General features: G+C 49.4%; 14 protein-coding genes, 2 tRNA genes and 1 pseudogene. 7 read left to right on the forward strand and 10 right to left on the reverse strand.

The window, feature by feature from the left end; all coding sequences use genetic code 11:
• Positions 1 to 29: 29 nt before the first annotated feature.
• Positions 30 to 596 (forward strand): annotated as a pseudogene (gene ydhT / locus D9738_RS15685) (protein YdhT); the annotation flags it as partial.
• 10 nt (positions 597 to 606) lie between these two features.
• Here the strand turns inward: ydhT and D9738_RS15690 are convergent.
• The 4 genes from D9738_RS15690 to D9738_RS15705 form a co-directional block, all read right to left on the reverse strand.
• On the reverse strand, positions 607 to 2,211 hold the full coding sequence (locus D9738_RS15690; protein ID WP_130260579.1) for an FAD-NAD(P)-binding protein: 1,605 nt from the start codon (positions 2,209 to 2,211) through the stop codon (positions 607 to 609).
• A gap of 125 nt (positions 2,212 to 2,336) precedes the next feature.
• Entirely contained in the window at positions 2,337 to 2,642 is a 306-nt protein-coding gene (locus tag D9738_RS15695) for a monooxygenase (RefSeq protein WP_130208210.1), read from the reverse strand.
• Between the two features lie 113 nt (positions 2,643 to 2,755).
• Positions 2,756 to 2,832: transfer RNA gene (locus D9738_RS15700), tRNA-Val, on the reverse strand.
• Positions 2,833 to 2,836: 4 nt separating this feature from the next.
• Positions 2,837 to 2,913 (reverse strand) — tRNA-Val (locus D9738_RS15705).
• Between the two features lie 308 nt (positions 2,914 to 3,221).
• On the opposite strand from D9738_RS15705, the gene D9738_RS15710 reads away from it, so the two are divergent.
• Entirely contained in the window at positions 3,222 to 4,478 is a 1,257-nt protein-coding gene (locus D9738_RS15710) for an AIDA repeat-containing protein (RefSeq protein WP_130260580.1), read from the forward strand.
• Positions 4,479 to 4,516: 38 nt separating this feature from the next.
• Here the strand turns inward: D9738_RS15710 and mdtK are convergent, their stop codons facing one another.
• Positions 4,517 to 5,890 (reverse strand): multidrug efflux MATE transporter MdtK, encoded by a 1,374-nt coding sequence (mdtK, locus tag D9738_RS15715; RefSeq protein ID WP_130208206.1) that lies wholly within the window; start codon positions 5,888 to 5,890, stop codon positions 4,517 to 4,519.
• Between the two features lie 215 nt (positions 5,891 to 6,105).
• Between mdtK and D9738_RS15720 the strand changes: the two genes are divergently transcribed.
• Positions 6,106 to 6,723, forward strand: a complete 618-nt coding sequence (locus tag D9738_RS15720; protein ID WP_064530047.1) for a riboflavin synthase — start codon at positions 6,106 to 6,108, stop codon at positions 6,721 to 6,723.
• Between the two features lie 51 nt (positions 6,724 to 6,774).
• Here the strand turns inward: D9738_RS15720 and cfa are convergent, their stop codons facing one another.
• Both cfa and punC read right to left on the reverse strand, forming a co-directional pair.
• Entirely contained in the window at positions 6,775 to 7,923 is a 1,149-nt protein-coding gene (gene cfa / locus D9738_RS15725) for a cyclopropane fatty acyl phospholipid synthase (protein ID WP_130208204.1), read from the reverse strand.
• Positions 7,924 to 8,211: 288 nt separating this feature from the next.
• Positions 8,212 to 9,423 (reverse strand): purine nucleoside transporter PunC, encoded by a 1,212-nt coding sequence (gene punC / locus D9738_RS15730; RefSeq protein ID WP_130208202.1) that lies wholly within the window; start codon positions 9,421 to 9,423, stop codon positions 8,212 to 8,214.
• Between the two features lie 112 nt (positions 9,424 to 9,535).
• Here punC and punR point away from each other — a divergent pair, with 112 nt between their 5' ends.
• Positions 9,536 to 10,468: a DNA-binding transcriptional activator PunR gene (gene punR / locus D9738_RS15735; protein WP_130218967.1), complete on the forward strand. Its 933-nt coding sequence runs from the start codon at positions 9,536 to 9,538 to the stop codon at positions 10,466 to 10,468.
• Here punR and purR read toward each other — a convergent pair.
• Positions 10,465 to 11,490, reverse strand: coding sequence for an HTH-type transcriptional repressor PurR (purR, locus tag D9738_RS15740; protein WP_000190978.1), 1,026 nt, complete (start codon positions 11,488 to 11,490; stop codon positions 10,465 to 10,467). The two genes, punR and purR, sit on opposite strands and share 4 nt — an antisense overlap.
• 298 nt (positions 11,491 to 11,788) lie before the next feature.
• Between purR and cydH the strand changes: the two genes are divergently transcribed.
• Both cydH and D9738_RS15750 read left to right on the forward strand, forming a co-directional pair.
• Positions 11,789 to 11,878, forward strand: a complete 90-nt coding sequence (gene cydH / locus D9738_RS15745) for a cytochrome bd-I accessory subunit CydH (protein ID WP_000102278.1) — start codon at positions 11,789 to 11,791, stop codon at positions 11,876 to 11,878.
• A gap of 165 nt (positions 11,879 to 12,043) precedes the next feature.
• Complete coding sequence (locus tag D9738_RS15750; RefSeq protein WP_130260581.1) at positions 12,044 to 13,213, forward strand: MFS transporter; 1,170 nt, start codon at positions 12,044 to 12,046, stop codon at positions 13,211 to 13,213.
• Positions 13,214 to 13,358: 145 nt separating this feature from the next.
• Here D9738_RS15750 and sodB read toward each other — a convergent pair whose 3' ends face one another.
• A complete protein-coding gene (gene sodB / locus D9738_RS15755) occupies positions 13,359 to 13,940 on the reverse strand; it encodes a superoxide dismutase [Fe] (RefSeq protein ID WP_130208196.1) in 582 nt (193 codons plus the stop codon).
• Positions 13,941 to 14,067: 127 nt separating this feature from the next.
• A complete protein-coding gene (mepH, locus tag D9738_RS15760; protein WP_130208194.1) occupies positions 14,068 to 14,898 on the reverse strand; it encodes a peptidoglycan DD-endopeptidase MepH in 831 nt (276 codons plus the stop codon).
• A 334-nt stretch (positions 14,899 to 15,232) separates the two neighbouring features.
• On the opposite strand from mepH, the gene grxD reads away from it, so the two are divergent.
• Positions 15,233 to 15,580, forward strand: a complete 348-nt coding sequence (gene grxD / locus D9738_RS15765) for a monothiol glutaredoxin 4 (protein WP_000108172.1) — start codon at positions 15,233 to 15,235, stop codon at positions 15,578 to 15,580.
• Positions 15,581 to 15,607 lie beyond the last annotated feature (27 nt).

Here is a 15,607-nt window from a genome sequence, read left to right on the forward strand (position 1 = left end):
TTAAGTGAACGGCATTGCCCGTAGAGATACCCTTTTGCAGTCAGTTCGCCCGGGCCGACGATCACGCACGCGTCGGCTGTTGTGAGGATAACGCCAGAATCGCTACCGTGGGGTATGCTGCGCAAATTGCCAGCATGGGTTATAGCGTGCGGATTGGCAGTGTCGGCTTTAACAGCCATATCGGTAGCTCAGGTGAACGTGCTCGTGTTGCTGTAACCGGTAATTCCTCGCGGATAAGCAGCGCCGGAGACAGCAGTCGTATTGCGAATACCGGAATGCGAGTACGTGTTTGTACATTGGGTGAACGGTGTCATGTCGCCAGTAATGGCGATCTGGTGCAAATCGCCAGCTTTGGCGCAAACGCCAGGATTGCCAACAGCGGCGATAACGTTCATATCATCGCCAGCGGTGAAAATTCAACGGTAGTGAGTGCGGGCGTGGTGGATTCAATTATTCTCGGGCCAGGAGGCAGCGCCGCGCTGGCGTATCATGACGGCGAAAGAGTGCGCTTTGCCGTAGCCGTTGAAGGTGAAAGTAATATTCGCGCTGGAGTTCGCTATCGTCTGAATGAGCAGCATCAATTTGTGGAATGCTGACTCTTTTACCTTAATCAAACGACAGACGTCGGCGTGCGCGGGATGCTGGCTTAACGACGGCCTGCGCCATAGCCTCGCCAATTTCAGCACAAGCCGTAAGCCCCTGAACGAAAGGCCGATCGTGCATTAGCCAGGGCAACGCGCCGAACGCCACGCGACCACGAACTTCTTCCGGTTGCTGTAGCGTATAATCTTCACCGATATCAGGGATTTCATCGCCTGTTTTCTGTAGCTGTGCACGTAGTCCAGGGAAAGGAATGTCTTTCACTTTGAGCGGGCGCTGCCCACGAGCATCAATAAAAACGTCAAACGAGTAGCTGTTGTCCGCTGTTTTCAGCATTGTGTGCGTTTTGTCGATTTCCATATCGTATTCCTCACCGAGAGCGAGAATATGGATAATTCCCGCCTCGCGCAAAGCCAGTAAGCGCTTTATAGATTCAGAAGGAATAGCTGCATAATTGTCGATAAATACTCTGGCAAGGCCTTTACTGAACCGTTTATGGTCGTGCTCATTCAGATGCGGAACAATTTCCTGTACGGCTTCATGCAGGCGAAGAATGACATAACGCCAGGGAACGGTATGTTTTTCACGTTTATTTCGCTCGACTTCTGCTAAGTTTTTTTCTGCCCAGGCAAATGGGTCATGCTGTTTACGGTCAGCAAACCAGGCCAGCGCGAAGGTATCGACATTCAGGTCCTCTATCGCAATATGTTGGCTCCAGTCAGGATCAGCCGCAGTAATCTCTTTCAATATAAGTTTAAATACCCGGTCCAGAAGACCCTGTGTACCTTTTTCAATTTCCGCGTTCAGGGAATGTTCAGTGACAATGCGTAGAGGTTCGTAGGGAATTGGGCAATAGAAATCGGCTTCTGGCAAAATACCTGTGCGTGACATCAATGTAATACTGAGTTTTTCACTGTCGCTATCGCGCTGAAACAGAATGCGTTGATTATCTTTTTCAATAAAGGAACCATGCTGGATAGCAACCGCCATTGCGGCATCCAGCCCGCTCAAGGATGTTCCCATAATGCCCACGCGACAGGCTTCAATTTTCGCTTCCATTAACCCTGACCACGGGCTGGGGAAATATGTTCGGCTTGCCTGTTCTTCGTCAGGCCAGACGTGACCGGTGGCTATTACGGCTAAATCAAACGTCTCAACTGGCAAATCCCGAACTGTGAAGATAAGCACGCCAGAGTCTGTGACTTGCAGATCAGTCACCTGGCAAGATTTATAAACGTTGATTTCAAATTGCTGCTGCCGAGCTTGTTCTACCAACCGTAAAAAGCGATCACGGAAATATTCTCCTAACAAAATCCTCGGCAAAAACTGGCGATCGTGCAAGCTTTCCTTTTTAACGCCATAACGTTGCAAATGGCTGGCATCTTGCTCTTGCAACCATTCCAGATAAGTACAATAAATCGGCGGTATTTCAATGCTGGCAATATTTGCCAGCATCATTTTCGAGTTTTCTTCATCATTGTACGGCATACCGACACCCGCCTCGTCGGCTTGCTCGAAGAGAGAAATGGAGAGTGGCGTTTGTTGCTGCAAAAGCGAGAGGAAAGTGTAGATCCCTGTTGGTCCGGTACCCACAATGGCAATTTTTTTCATTGTTACTTACCTGTATGCATTTTTTTGAATTTGGTGTTATCAGGTAAGTGTGGTGGAAATATTTAGAAAAGGAGAAATTTCAGACGGGGACGAAAAGGGCGCGTATCGCCCTTCATTAATCTGTGTCAGGCCAGTTTTGCCTGATTGATTTGACTCAGTGACTCATTGACATCGAAAACTTTGGCAATAACTTCTGCGACACCAAGATTTTTCAGGCGGGCAGTATGTTTGTCCAGATAAGCCAGGGCGCTTTTTTCATCGGTAAAAAGGTAGATCCCACCGGCTTCATGGTTCTTTTCACTTTCTGTCCACACCTTCCACAGAAAACCGGGTTCCTGATTAATCGACTCGGCAAGCGGTTTAAGTTGCTCAGCCATTTCGTCGCCAAAGGGGCCATTAAAAGCAAAATGAAGTTGTAATAAAGTTGCCATAGCTATTCTCCTTCTGATAACGCATACGAGGATAGTGTAAATCTTTTAACGTATTGGATACAGAGAAGAAGCAGGAGAAACAAAAGGGAAGAGAAGACCAGATTAAGAAAATCTGGTGCGTCCGAGTGGACTCGAACCACCGACCCCCACCATGTCAAGGTGGTGCTCTAACCAACTGAGCTACGGACGCAGGATGGTGCGTTCAATTGGACTCGAACCAACGACCCCCACCATGTCAAGGTGGTGCTCTAACCAACTGAGCTATGAACGCAACGTTGTAGGTGACAACGGGGACGAATATTAGCGGCAGAGCGTGAAGGTGGCAAGAGGCAAATCGTAATTTTCTGCGCTATTTCTATCGTTTGCAGAGCTTTTAAGCAAATTGGCGATATTTTGTTGATTTGCAAGGGCGATTTTTGGCCAGAGATCATATTTAGATTTGATACAGCCGATTATCCCTCGACTCACAATGTAAAACAGAGACTTTGCCACCATATCAATTCTATCGTGGATAAATCCTTCGTAGCCTTTACACTTAGGTAGCGATAAAGGCACACAGATGCAGCATAGGAATAAGTCATGGGATCTGATGCAAAAAACTTGATTAGCGACGGGAAAGTGCAAATTGTTCATGCTGGAGACGTTATCGGCGCGACTCAACTTACTGATGGCGAGTTGATTGTTGAGGCAGGCGGAAGAGCAGAAAATACCGTGGTCACAGACGCTGGCTGGCTGAAAGTTGAAACTGGTGGAATCGCCAAATGTACACAGTACAGCAACAATGGCACGTTATCAGTCGGTGACGGCGCAATAGCCACTGACATTGTTCAGTCAGATGGTGGAGCGATTAGCCTCTCAACGCTCGCGACTGTTAATGGCCGCCATCCCGAGGGTGAATTTAGCGTTGATCAGGGCTATGCCTGCGGTTTATTGCTGGAGAATGGCGGTAATCTGCGGGTACTGGAGGGCCATCGCGCGGAAAAAATCATTCTGGATCAGGATGGTGGTTTGTTGGTCAACGGAACAGCATCAGCAGTTGTTGTAGATCAAGGTGGTGAACTGTTGGTTTACCCTGGTGGAGAAGCCATCAATGGTGAGATAAACCACGGTGGCGTTTTTATGCTGGCAGGTAAAGCCAGTGATACGCTGATTGCGGGTGGCACCATGAATAATCTCGGTGGCGAAGACATTCATACTATCGTTGAGAATGGTGCCGTTTATCGCCTGGGGACAGATGGTCTGCAACTCTACAGTTCTGGTAAGACTAAAAACCTGACAGTTAAAACCGGTGGGCGGGCTGAAGTGCATGCCGGTACGCTGGAAAACGCAGTGATACAAAGTGGGACAGTGATTGTGATGTCTCCCACCAGTGCGGATGAAAAATTCGTCGTAGAAGAAGACTGTGCTCCGGTTGAACTTACGGGGAGCGTTGCATTACAGGACGGCGCTTCTATGATTGTTGGCTATGGCGCTGATCTGAAACAATCAACGATTACGGTCCAGCAGGAAGGCATGTTGATCCTCGATGGCAGCACGGTTAAAGGTGACAATGTCACTTTCTATGTTGGCAACCTGAATCTCGATGGTGGAAAAGTGTGGCTGATAACGTCAACCGCAACGTCTGTGCAGTTGAAGGTGAAACGTCTGCGAGGAGAAGGAACGATTTGCCTGCAAACCAGTGCGAAAGAAATTTCTCCAGAATTCATCAGTGTGAAAGGGGAAGTCAGCGGTGATATTCACGTTGAGATAACGGATGCCAGTCGGCAGCCTATTTGCAGCGCACTAAAATTGCAGCCGGACGAAGATGGCATTGGCGCAACGCTCCAGCCAGCCTAAAATTAAGGCGCAATCTTTGCGGATTGCGCCTCATTTTTTTATCGAGATGCACGTTGCAAAATGATAGCCGATGGTAGACGTTGCAAGAAACGCATACGTAGCATCATCATAATGGCAGCAGAAGTCAGACCGATAATAAAGCCTATCCAGAAACCTGCCGGCCCCATCGGCTCAACTACCAGATTGGTCAATGCCAGAATATAGCCACTTGGTAAGCCCAACACCCAATACGCGATAAAGGTAATGTAAAAAATAGATCGCGTATCTTTATAACCACGCAAAATCCCGCTACCGATTACCTGTATCGAGTCAGAAATCTGATACACCGCCGCCAGCAACATCAGGTGTGCAGCCAGTGTCACAACTTCTGGATTATCGTTATACAGAAGAGCGATCTGCTCCCGCAGCGAGATTGTAAAAATTGCCGTCATCGTTGCCATACAGACGCCAACCATAAGCCCGGTTCGTGCAGCAGTTTGCGCATCCAGCGTGGAACCCTGACCCAGACGATAACCCACACGGATAGTCACAGCCGCTGCCAGCGACATCGGAAGAACGAACATCAGCGAACTAAAGTTCAGGGCAATCTGGTGGCCTGCCACATCGACAATACCGAGCGGAGATACCAACAGCGCAACCACCGCAAACAGTGTTACTTCAAAGAACAGGGCCAGCGCGATAGGTAAACCCAGTTGCACAAGTCTTTTCATTACCGCCGGATCTGGTTTAGCGGTGCCTTTTTCGTTGCGGATATCGCGCATAGAACGGGCATGCTTAATATAGGAAACCATAGCAAGGAACATTACCCAGTACACCGCCGCAGTCGCCACACCACAGCCGACGCCACCGAGTTCAGGCATACCGAAGTGACCGTAAATGAAGATATAGTTAACCGGAATGTTCACCAGCAGGCCAATAAATCCCATTACCATGCCCGGCTTGGTTTTTGCCAAACCTTCACACTGGTTACGAGCGACCTGGAAGAACAGATAGCCCGGAGCCCCCCACAATAGTGCACGCAGATAACCCACTGCTTTATCGGCGAGGGCCGGATCGATATTTTGCATGGAGCGGATGATATAACCCGCATTCCACAGCACCAGCATAATAAGCACGGAGACGAAACCGGCCAGCCAGAAACCTTGTCGCACCTGATGCGCAATACGTTCACGGCGACCGGAACCATTCAATTGCGCGATGACTGGCGTCATTGCCAGCAGCAGTCCGTGACCGAAAAGAATCGCCGGGAGCCAGATAGAAGTACCAATGGCGACTGCCGCCATGTCGGTGGCGCTATAGCCGCCCGCCATGACGGTATCGACAAAACCCATCGCTGTTTGGGCGATTTGCGCGAGAATCACCGGGATTGCTAATGCTAATAACAGACGCGCTTCACTAATGTATTTCTGCACGTGAACACCTTTTATATTGTTGTTATATGAGAGACTAAAAAACCGCCTGAATGGGCAGCAAAAAGAAGAAGCAGGGGAAATTCAGTCTATTGTAGCGAGGATTTATTAATTCTCCAGTGAAAAAATAACCACTCAACCCCCTTTACTGGTAAGGACGTTTCCCACCTGCTATTGTGCTGAACAGAATGTCCTAACTGATTTCAGGAGTTGTAAGTATGTTTACGGGGATAGTGCAGGGCACCGCGAAGTTGGTGTCGATTGACGAGAAAGCAAATTTTCGAACCCATGTAGTGGAATTACCTGATTACATGTTGGATGGTCTGGAGACAGGCGCTTCTGTCGCGCATAACGGTTGCTGCCTGACTGTAACGGAAATTAACGGCAACCGTATCAGTTTTGATCTGATGAAAGAAACGTTACGAATAACAAACCTTGGCGATTTAAACGTTGGGGATTGGGTAAACGTAGAACGAGCTGCTAAATTCAGCGATGAAATCGGCGGACATTTAATGTCAGGTCATATTATGACCACCGCAGAAGTATCGAAAATAATAACATCAGAAAATAACCACCAGATCTGGTTCAAAGTACAGGATGAGCAGTTAATGAAATATATCCTGTATAAAGGGTTTATTGGTATTGATGGCATCAGTCTGACGGTTGGTGAAGTGACAGCGACCCGCTTTTGTGTGCATTTAATTCCGGAAACGCTGGAACGTACCACTCTCGGTAAGAAAAAACTCGGTGCACGCGTCAATATCGAAATCGATCCGCAAACTCAGGCCGTGGTAGATACTGTTGAACGTGTGTTGGCGGCACGGGAAAAGAAATAAAGCTGCGTTTGAAATGACATCGCCCCCAAAATGGGGGCGATGAAATAATACTTAACGCGCCACGCGAAGGCCGCTTTCGACCCCACGTGAGAACACCACTTGCCAGAGCTGGATATCACGGGCGCGGAAGGCACCAGCGCAAGCATTCAGATAATACGTAAACATCCGTTTAAAGCGTTCACTGTAGTTATCGGCAATTTCCGGCCAGGCGGCGAGGAATCGTTCATACCAGGCCATCAACGTAGTGTCATAGTCAGCGCCAAAGTTATGCCAGTCTTCCATCACAAAGTGTGGTTCACTGGATTGCGCAATCTGGCGTACAGAAGGCAGGCAACCATTCGGGAAAATATATTTGTTAATCCACGGGTCAACATTCAGATCGGTTTTTTTCGAGCCGATAGTATGTAGCAGGAAAATCCCTTCTGGCTTCAGATTACGATCCACCACCTCAAAATAGGTATCGTAATTTTTCGGTCCGACGTGCTCGAACATACCAACCGAAACAATACGGTCAAACTGGTCGTTCAGGTCACGGTAATCCTGTAGCAAAATGGTGACATCCAGACCTGCGCAGCGTTCCTGGGCCATTTTCTGTTGTTCGGCAGAAATCGTGACACCAACCACACTTACGTCATAATTAGACGCCATGTAATGCGCCAGCCCGCCCCAACCGCAGCCGATATCCAGAACCCGCATGCCCGGTTTTAACTGCAACTTTTCACAAATCATTTTGAGCTTCGCTTGTTGGGCAGATTCCAGATTATAGGCATCTTTCCAGTAAGCGCAGGAATACTGCATGAAGGGATCCAGCATACGGCTGAACAGGTCATTACCAAGGTCGTAATGCTCTTTACCTACTATCCAGGCACGCTTTTTACTTTGCAGATTGAAGAGCCGTGCGCCAGCAATGCGCAGTGTGTCTTTGAAATGATGGGGGAGTTGGTTTTCAAGCCCAGCGCGTAAGACTTTGCTAAAAAACATATCCAGTCGGTCACATTCCCACCAGCCATCCATATAACTTTCGCCTAACCCCAACGATCCTTCCTGTAGAACGCGTTTAAAAAAATCGGGGTTTTTAACTCGAATATCTGCCGGGGCAGAGCCATTAATGGCGATGCCTGCACGGCTAAGTAATTCGTTGGCGATACGGTACCAGTTGTCATCCGGTACGCTGACTTCTTCTATACACGATGAACTCATAGTTTCTCCATCACTGGTCGGTGATCAGAACCTTAAAACAGCGTAGACGCTTTTTGGGCTTTGTGAGAAATCTCGCAGGAAAACCGCGAGTCTATAATCCGACGTAGAACAGAGGAAAGGAGGAACCCTTGCCGAAATGACCATCCATAGTGACCCGGGAACGCTCCTGTCCCCGTAAAAACATAATATTTATCGTAATATTAACAACTGGAACTCAGTATAGGCTGCTAATCTCAATCATACAACAAAATTTTGTTAGCAGCCTAAGTATAACGATATCGCTATAGATCAATGTGATTCACTATGTGCGACTTCCGTCTCGCCATGATTCTGGCAGTGAGATTCAGGTTGATGTTGCATCTTATAGCCGATAGCAACCAGCACCACGGTTGATAACATCACGCTGGTGGTGGTGAACAGTGGCGTGCTGACGCTGATGAGCCAGGAAACACCCAGGCTTGCGAGGAAGCAAAGACCCAATTGCAGGGTATTCTGCAATGCAGCAGCGCGGCCAGTCGCATGCGGGAAGGGGCGTAGCGCCTGGGCGACCACAATCGGGTAGATTGCCCCGTTGGCAATGGCCATCACACAGAATGGGATCAGAATTTCGGCCAGCGACACATGGCTAATGAAGCCCGCAGCCCAGGTTGCTACCACGCTGACGGCAAACAGCGCCAGTAGCCACGGTAACAACTGCTTACCCTGCCATTTCTGCAATGCGGCGCGACAGCCGTAACCACCAATAAGAAACGCGATGGTTTGCGGAACATAACTTAATCCGATTACTGCCGGACTGTAGCCCATTTCGCTGAGGATAAACGGTGAACCGGTTAGCCAGGCAAAGAAACTGGCTGAACAGGCCGCATAAATCAGCACATTCCCGCGATAGGTTTTTGAACGCAGCAGATCGGTAAAGGTCAGTCCATCCTGACTATCATTGCGTGCTTTCGTGGTGGGTTTAAGCCAGAAAATGGGCAGAATCAGCACTACGGCAATGGCAAACAGAGTGGCGAAAATCGCCTGCCAGGAAAAATGGACCAGCAGCCAGCTACCTAACAGCGGAGCAAGCGCCGGAGAAAGCCCCACTAAAGGCATAATGGTCGCAAAAATACGGTTAACTTTTTGTGAAGGATAGTAATCCGTCACCAATGCCTGCCAGATAACGGCCGCGGCACAGACACCAACAGCTTGCACAAAACGCAATACCAGCAGTGTGGCAGCGTTTTCCACCCATAACATCCCCAGACTACCCAGCGCAAAAATTGTCAGGCCGATCAATAACACAGGTTTACGACCATAACGATCGGAGAGCGGCCCCCACAGGAGCTGGGCAGCGGCAAAACCGGCAAGGAACAGACTAAGGCTGGCACTGACAGCAGACGCAGGCGTTTGCAGGTCGGCCTGAATGGCGGCGAAAGCGGGCAGATACATATCGGTTGCCAGAAAACCGAGTACGCTCAAACCCGCCAGCCAGACTAAAAATCTTTTCCCAGGTTGCATGTATATTCTCTAAATTCCTCAATTAAACACCGTCGCAAAGTGTAGGGAGTGAAATTCCTGTTGTGAAACGGTAATATTTGATGACTGGTTTCAAAAATTTTGCAGGCAAACTATGTGGTCTGAGTATTCTCTCGAAGTGGTTGATGCAGTGGCGCGAAATGGCAGCTTCAGCGCTGCAGCCCAGGAGTTGCATCGCGTTCCTTCTGCGGTCAGCTATACCGTGCGTCAGCTGGAAGAGTGGCTGGCGGTGCCGCTTTTTGAACGGCGTCATCGTGACGTGGAACTGACCGCTGCCGGGGCGTGGTTTCTCAAAGAAGGGCGCTCTGTTGTCAAAAAAATGCAGATCACTCGCCAACAATGTCAGCAGATAGCGAACGGCTGGCGCGGTCAATTAGCTATCGCGGTAGATAATATTGTCAGGCCAGAACGCACGCGGCAGATGATTGTTGATTTCTATCGCCATTTTGATGACGTCGAACTTCTGGTTTTTCAGGAAGTGTTCAACGGCGTCTGGGATGCGCTTTCCGATGGGCGCGTGGAACTGGCGATTGGCGCGACACGAGCGATTCCGGTTGGGGGCCGTTACGCCTTCCGTGATATGGGGATGTTGAGCTGGAGTTGTGTTGTTGCCCGCCACCATCCGCTTGCGTCGATGAATGGGCCGCTCAGCGATGACACGTTGCGCAACTGGCCGTCGCTGGTGCGCGAAGACACGTCGCGGACGTTACCCAAACGAATTACCTGGCTGCTGGATAACCAAAAAAGGCTTGTCGTACCTGACTGGGAATCATCGGCAACCTGTATCTCGGCCGGTTTATGCATTGGCATGGTGCCGACGCATTTCGCCAAACCATGGCTTAATGAGGGAAAATGGGTGGCGTTAGAACTGGAAAATCCATTCCCTGATTCGGCATGTTGTCTGACCTGGCAGCAGAATGATATGTCGCCAGCGTTAACATGGTTGCTGGAGTATCTCGGTGATAGTGAGACGCTGAATAAGGAGTGGCTGCGGGAGCCGGAAGAGACTCCCGCAACGGATGATTAACGACGATAGTCGCGGAACGGACCGTCAGCCACGGAGCGGCGTTCAATAAGCCGCGGATGAACTTCGATAGACTGCGGTTCTTCGCGTTTGTTGACGATACGGTCCAACAGCATGTTGAACGCCGTTTCGCCCAGCGAATCTTTTGGCTGATGGATAGTGGTCAGCGCCGGGGTAAAGTAGCGGGCGTTGCGCACATTATCATAACCGATCAGCGAAACATCCTGCGGTACGCGCAGACCCATTTCATCAGCAGCGCAAAGTGCACCCATTGCCATGATATCGCCGCCACAGAAGACCGCAGTAGGGCGGTGTGGCTGCGACAGGATTTGTTGCATGGCGCGATAACCCGATTCAGGTTCAAAGTCACCCTGCACAATCCAGTTTTCCGGCACCTTGATCATCGCTTCTTCCATCGCCTTCATAAACCCTGCCAGACGACCCGCGCCGGTATTACGTTCCAGAGGACCAGGGATAACGCCGATTTCGCGATGACCGCGTTCAATCAGATAGCGTCCGGCCATGTAGCCGCCTTCAAACGCGTTATCGATGACCGCATCGGTAAAGTCGGCTTTTGCTTCGCCCCAGTCCATTACCACCATCGGGATATGGCGATACTCTTCCAGCATCGCTAGCAACGGTTCTGGATACTCAGAACACATGACCAGCAGGCCATCGACGCGTTTTTGCGCCATCATCGACAGATAGGCTCTCTGTTTCTCCAGATTGTTCCACGCGTTGCCGAGGATCAGCGTGTAACCTTTCTGGAAGCAATTTTTTTCAACCGCTTCGATGATCTCCGCGAAATAGGCTGCTTCGCTGCTGGTCGCCAGCAAGCCGATAGACTTGGTATGGTTAACCTTCAGGCTACGCGCTACCGCGCTAGGGGAGTAGTGTAATTCTTTAATCGCTGCCCACACGGCGTTGCGCGTTTCTTCAGCGACGAAACGAGTTTTGTTTATAACGTGTGACACAGTTGTAGTGGAAACGTTTGCTCGCTTCGCTACATCTTTTATTGTTGCCATTCCATTTCACTCCAGACCCTAACTTCAGCTCCTGCAAAATCGCAAGGTAAACGTTTGCCTTTACACACCTTACGCGCAACAAAAGTGTTGCGGTACGCCGGAAAAACGACACAGAGCGTCAGGAAGGGGTCAATGGCCAGTACGCAAATAGTGTAAGCGTGGAATTTTGGCCGATCTTGATGAAAAGGGGAAGTGGTAAAAACACTTATCATTATAAATGGCGGGAGATTTTTTCTTCACAGTGTGTAAAAATGCGTAATATCACTTTTTGTAGGGTAATAAAAAAGGAGAAAACTTGATGAGTACTGATCTTAAATTTTCACTGGTAACAACCATTATTGTCCTCGGTTTGATCGTGGCCGTAGGTTTGACTGCCGCGCTGCACTGATTTCCCTTCGAGGGAGCGCATCCTCCCTCGCTCTCTCTTTCCTTTTGTTAGCAAAATGGCAAAAGTGTTTTCTCTTTTTGTTATTTTCAATTTTTTGTGATTGCTGTCATGCTTTCGCCACTTTGATGAATATCGTGTAATGACGCGAAGAGGTGGAGATTAGGCATGAAAATTAACTATCCGTTGTTGGCGCTGGCAGTTGGCGCGTTTGGTATCGGGACAACGGAGTTCTCGCCAATGGGCCTGTTACCCGTCATTGCGCGTGGTGTGGATGTCTCGATTCCTGCTGCGGGCATGTTAATCAGCGCCTATGCGGTTGGCGTGATGGTTGGCGCGCCGCTGATGACATTACTGCTGTCTCATCGCGCCAGGCGCAGTGCGCTTATTTTCCTGATGGCCATTTTCACTCTTGGCAACGTGCTTTCCGCCATCGCGCCGGATTATATGACGCTGATGCTTTCACGCATTTTGACCAGTCTGAATCACGGGGCATTCTTTGGTTTGGGTTCAGTCGTGGCCGCAAGCGTTGTGCCTAAACACAAACAGGCCAGCGCCGTCGCCACTATGTTTATGGGCTTAACTCTGGCAAATATTGGCGGTGTTCCTGCGGCGACCTGGCTTGGCGAAACTATTGGCTGGCGGATGTCGTTTCTGGCAACGGCGGGGCTGGGCGTGATTTCAATGGTTAGCCTGTTCTTCTCGTTACCGAAAGGCGGCGCAGGTGCGCGACCGGAAGTGAAAAAAGAGCTGGCGGTATTGATGCGTCCGCAGGTGTTATCAGCCTTGCTGACGACGGTACTAGGGGCTGGCGCAATGTTTACCCTCTACACCTATATTTCACCAGTACTACAAAGTATCACCCACGCAACGCCGGTGTTCGTAACAGCCATGCTGGTGCTGATTGGCGTTGGGTTTTCTATCGGTAACTATTTAGGCGGTAAACTAGCAGATCGTTCGGTCAACGGCACGCTGAAAGGCTTTTTGTTGCTGCTGATGGTGATTATGCTGGCGATCCCGTTCCTGGCGCGTAATGAGTTTGGTGCGGCTATCAGCATGGTGGTGTGGGGCGCAGCAACCTTTGCGGTGGTACCGCCGTTACAGATGCGTGTGATGCGAGTTGCCAGCGAAGCGCCAGGGCTGTCTTCCTCAGTGAATATCGGTGCCTTTAACCTGGGCAATGCTCTGGGTGCCGCGGCAGGTGGCGCAGTGATTTCGGGTGGTCTGGGGTTCAGTTTTGTGCCGGTGATGGGGGCAATTGTCGCAGGACTGGCATTGTTGCTGGTGTTTATGTCAGCCAGAAAACGACCTGAAGCAGTTTGCGTTGCCAACAGTTAATAAACGAAACGCAGAAGGGGATACCTTCTGCGTTACAGTTTGCAGGCAAAGTGCGATTTATCTTGCCGGATGCGGTGTTAACGCCTCATCCGGATAGACCCGATAAGCGTAGCGCATCAGGCAATGTTGCATTTGCCATCAGTTATTATGCAGCGAGATTTTTCGCTACGAATTCCCAGTTCACCAGCGCCCAGAAGTGCTCCAGATAGCCAGGACGCGCATTGCGATAGTCGATGTAATAAGCGTGTTCCCAGACATCAACGGTCAGCAGCGGGGTCGCATCGGTGGTCAGCGGAGTACCAGCATTAGAGGTAGAAACGATAGCCAGTTTGCCATCGCTGTTTTTCACCAGCCAGGTCCAGCCAGAACCAAAGTTTTTGATCGCAGCGTCAGTAAACTGTGCTTTGAAATCGGCAAAGCTACCGAAAGATGCGGCGATAGCTTCAGCGACTTTGCCAGTCGGTTCGCCACCGGCGTTTGGTGCCAGGCAGTTCCAGTAGAAAGTGTGGTTCCAGACCTGAGCTGCGTTGTTGAATACGCCACCTTCAGAGCTGCGAATAATCTCTTCCAGTGATTTACCTTCAAACTCGGTGCCTTTAATCAGGTTGTTCAGGTTAGTGACATAAGTCTGATGATGTTTGCCGTAGTGATACTCAATGGTTTCCGCAGAAATGTGCGGAACCAGAGCGTCTTTAGCATATGGTAGTGCAGGTAATTCGAATGACATTGCTACTCTCCTTTATTATTCATTGGTATACGCACAATAGCCTTATTGTGAGTACGGATAGGGTAGCAAATTAAAAGGTGATACAAAAGATGAACTTACCCTGTTGCCGTAACAACAGGGTAAAGTTTTAGCGAAGTGTTTTTGGGGTCATTACCCGACGAGCGCCAACATAGTGACGTTGCCAGTAATCTTCACTTAACGACGTGATTTGAATTTCCTGGCCACTGCGTGGTGACTGAATAAATTTACCATTGCCAACGTACACGCCTACGTGATCGGCAGTCCCACGCCCTTGCGTGCGGAAGAAGACCAGGTCGCCGTTTTTCAGTTCACTGCGATCGATAGGTGCCGCATCGCGCAGGTGATACATTTCGTTGGCCGTGCGCGGAATACGGATCTTAACCAGGTCTTTATAAGCGTAATAAACCAGTCCACTGCAATCAAAACCGGTACGCGGTGAACTCCCGCCCCAACGATATGGCTTGCCAATTTGCTGCATCAGTTTATTCATCGCCACTTTAGTGGCTTTCTGAACTTTGGCTTTGTGCGCATCGGCAATAGTGCCAGGGGCGGCATTTTTGACTTTCACGCAATGTGACTTATTGCCCTTACGTTTGGTGCACTTTTCCGTAAAGCTGGCAGACGCCGTTTTAGTGACAACATTTTTGCTGCGAGTTTTAGCGTTTTTAGAAGCGGTAATGGAGGATTTTTTAACGGAAGAAGCGGTTTTGCTTTTGGTCGTACTTTTACTGGCGACTTTTTTGGCGGTTTTCTGACTGGCTTTATTATTGGTCTTTTTGGTGGTTGCCGTGCTTTTCTTTTTATCTGCTTTTTTGGTGATATGAGTGGTAGCAGAACTCTCCCTGGCTTGCTTGGAAGCATAGGCCATAGGCATTAAAGGCAGGGTGGTAAAAAGTAAAGCACAGAGCGTGATCGAAATACGGTTTATCCGCGCCACTGAGCGTCCCTCTGTTAAGGCAGGTCTATCATGCCTGCGTCTGATTTACAAAACTTGATGATTCTAATGCATAGAAGAAGGGAAAGTTAATAGCTTTTATTGTTAAAAAATACGTTTCGTCGGCGAGCGCAAAAAAAAGCAGCAGTGAAAGCTAAAAATGGTCACAAATACGCCAGCTTGCAGCGTGGCAGAGTAGAAACGAATATTTGAAATGCAACAAATAGAGCAAAGGGATAAAATAGCAAAAGCATGATGAAAATGTTATTTTCCGATGCCGCACTGACCCGCTACAATGTCAGATTACTGCCGTAAAGAAGTTTGAGGAAGCAAGACAATGAGCACCACTATCGAAAAAATCCAACGCCAGATTGCTGAAAACCCGATCCTGCTGTACATGAAAGGTTCACCGAAACTGCCGAGCTGCGGTTTCTCTGCCCAGGCAGTCCAGGCGCTTGCCGCTTGTGGCGAACGTTTTGCCTACGTTGATATCCTGCAGAACCCGGACATTCGTGCGGAACTGCCGAAATATGCGAACTGGCCGACTTTCCCGCAACTGTGGGTTGACGGCGAGCTGGTAGGCGGTTGTGATATCGTGATTGAAATGTATCAGCGTGGCGAACTGCAGCAGCTGATCAAAGAAACTGCTGCTAAATACAAGTCTGAAGAGCCGGATGCTGAATAATCCGTTTCGCAATACTGACGGATGCTA

The sequence above is a fragment of the Escherichia sp. E10V5 genome, from assembly GCF_004212315.1.
Lineage (GTDB): Bacteria > Pseudomonadota > Gammaproteobacteria > Enterobacterales > Enterobacteriaceae > Escherichia.

Bases quoted from the DNA above. Each gene is read 5' to 3' on its own strand.
- cydH (WP_000102278.1), top strand. From the start codon at position 11,789: ATGAGTACTGATCTTAAATTTTCACTGGTAACAACCATTATTGTCCTC.
- sodB (WP_130208196.1), bottom strand. From the start codon at position 13,940: ATGTCATTCGAATTACCTGCACTACCATATGCTAAAGACGCTCTGGTT.
- D9738_RS15710 (WP_130260580.1), top strand. From the start codon at position 3,222: ATGGGATCTGATGCAAAAAACTTGATTAGCGACGGGAAAGTGCAAATT.
- D9738_RS15720 (WP_064530047.1), top strand. From the start codon at position 6,106: ATGTTTACGGGGATAGTGCAGGGCACCGCGAAGTTGGTGTCGATTGAC.
- punR (WP_130218967.1), top strand. From the start codon at position 9,536: ATGTGGTCTGAGTATTCTCTCGAAGTGGTTGATGCAGTGGCGCGAAAT.
- grxD (WP_000108172.1), top strand. From the start codon at position 15,233: ATGAGCACCACTATCGAAAAAATCCAACGCCAGATTGCTGAAAACCCG.
- D9738_RS15750 (WP_130260581.1), top strand. From the start codon at position 12,044: ATGAAAATTAACTATCCGTTGTTGGCGCTGGCAGTTGGCGCGTTTGGT.
- punC (WP_130208202.1), bottom strand. From the start codon at position 9,423: ATGCAACCTGGGAAAAGATTTTTAGTCTGGCTGGCGGGTTTGAGCGTA.
- D9738_RS15690 (WP_130260579.1), bottom strand. From the start codon at position 2,211: ATGAAAAAAATTGCCATTGTGGGTACCGGACCAACAGGGATCTACACT.
- cfa (WP_130208204.1), bottom strand. From the start codon at position 7,923: ATGAGTTCATCGTGTATAGAAGAAGTCAGCGTACCGGATGACAACTGG.
- D9738_RS15695 (WP_130208210.1), bottom strand. From the start codon at position 2,642: ATGGCAACTTTATTACAACTTCATTTTGCTTTTAATGGCCCCTTTGGC.
- purR (WP_000190978.1), bottom strand. From the start codon at position 11,490: ATGGCAACAATAAAAGATGTAGCGAAGCGAGCAAACGTTTCCACTACA.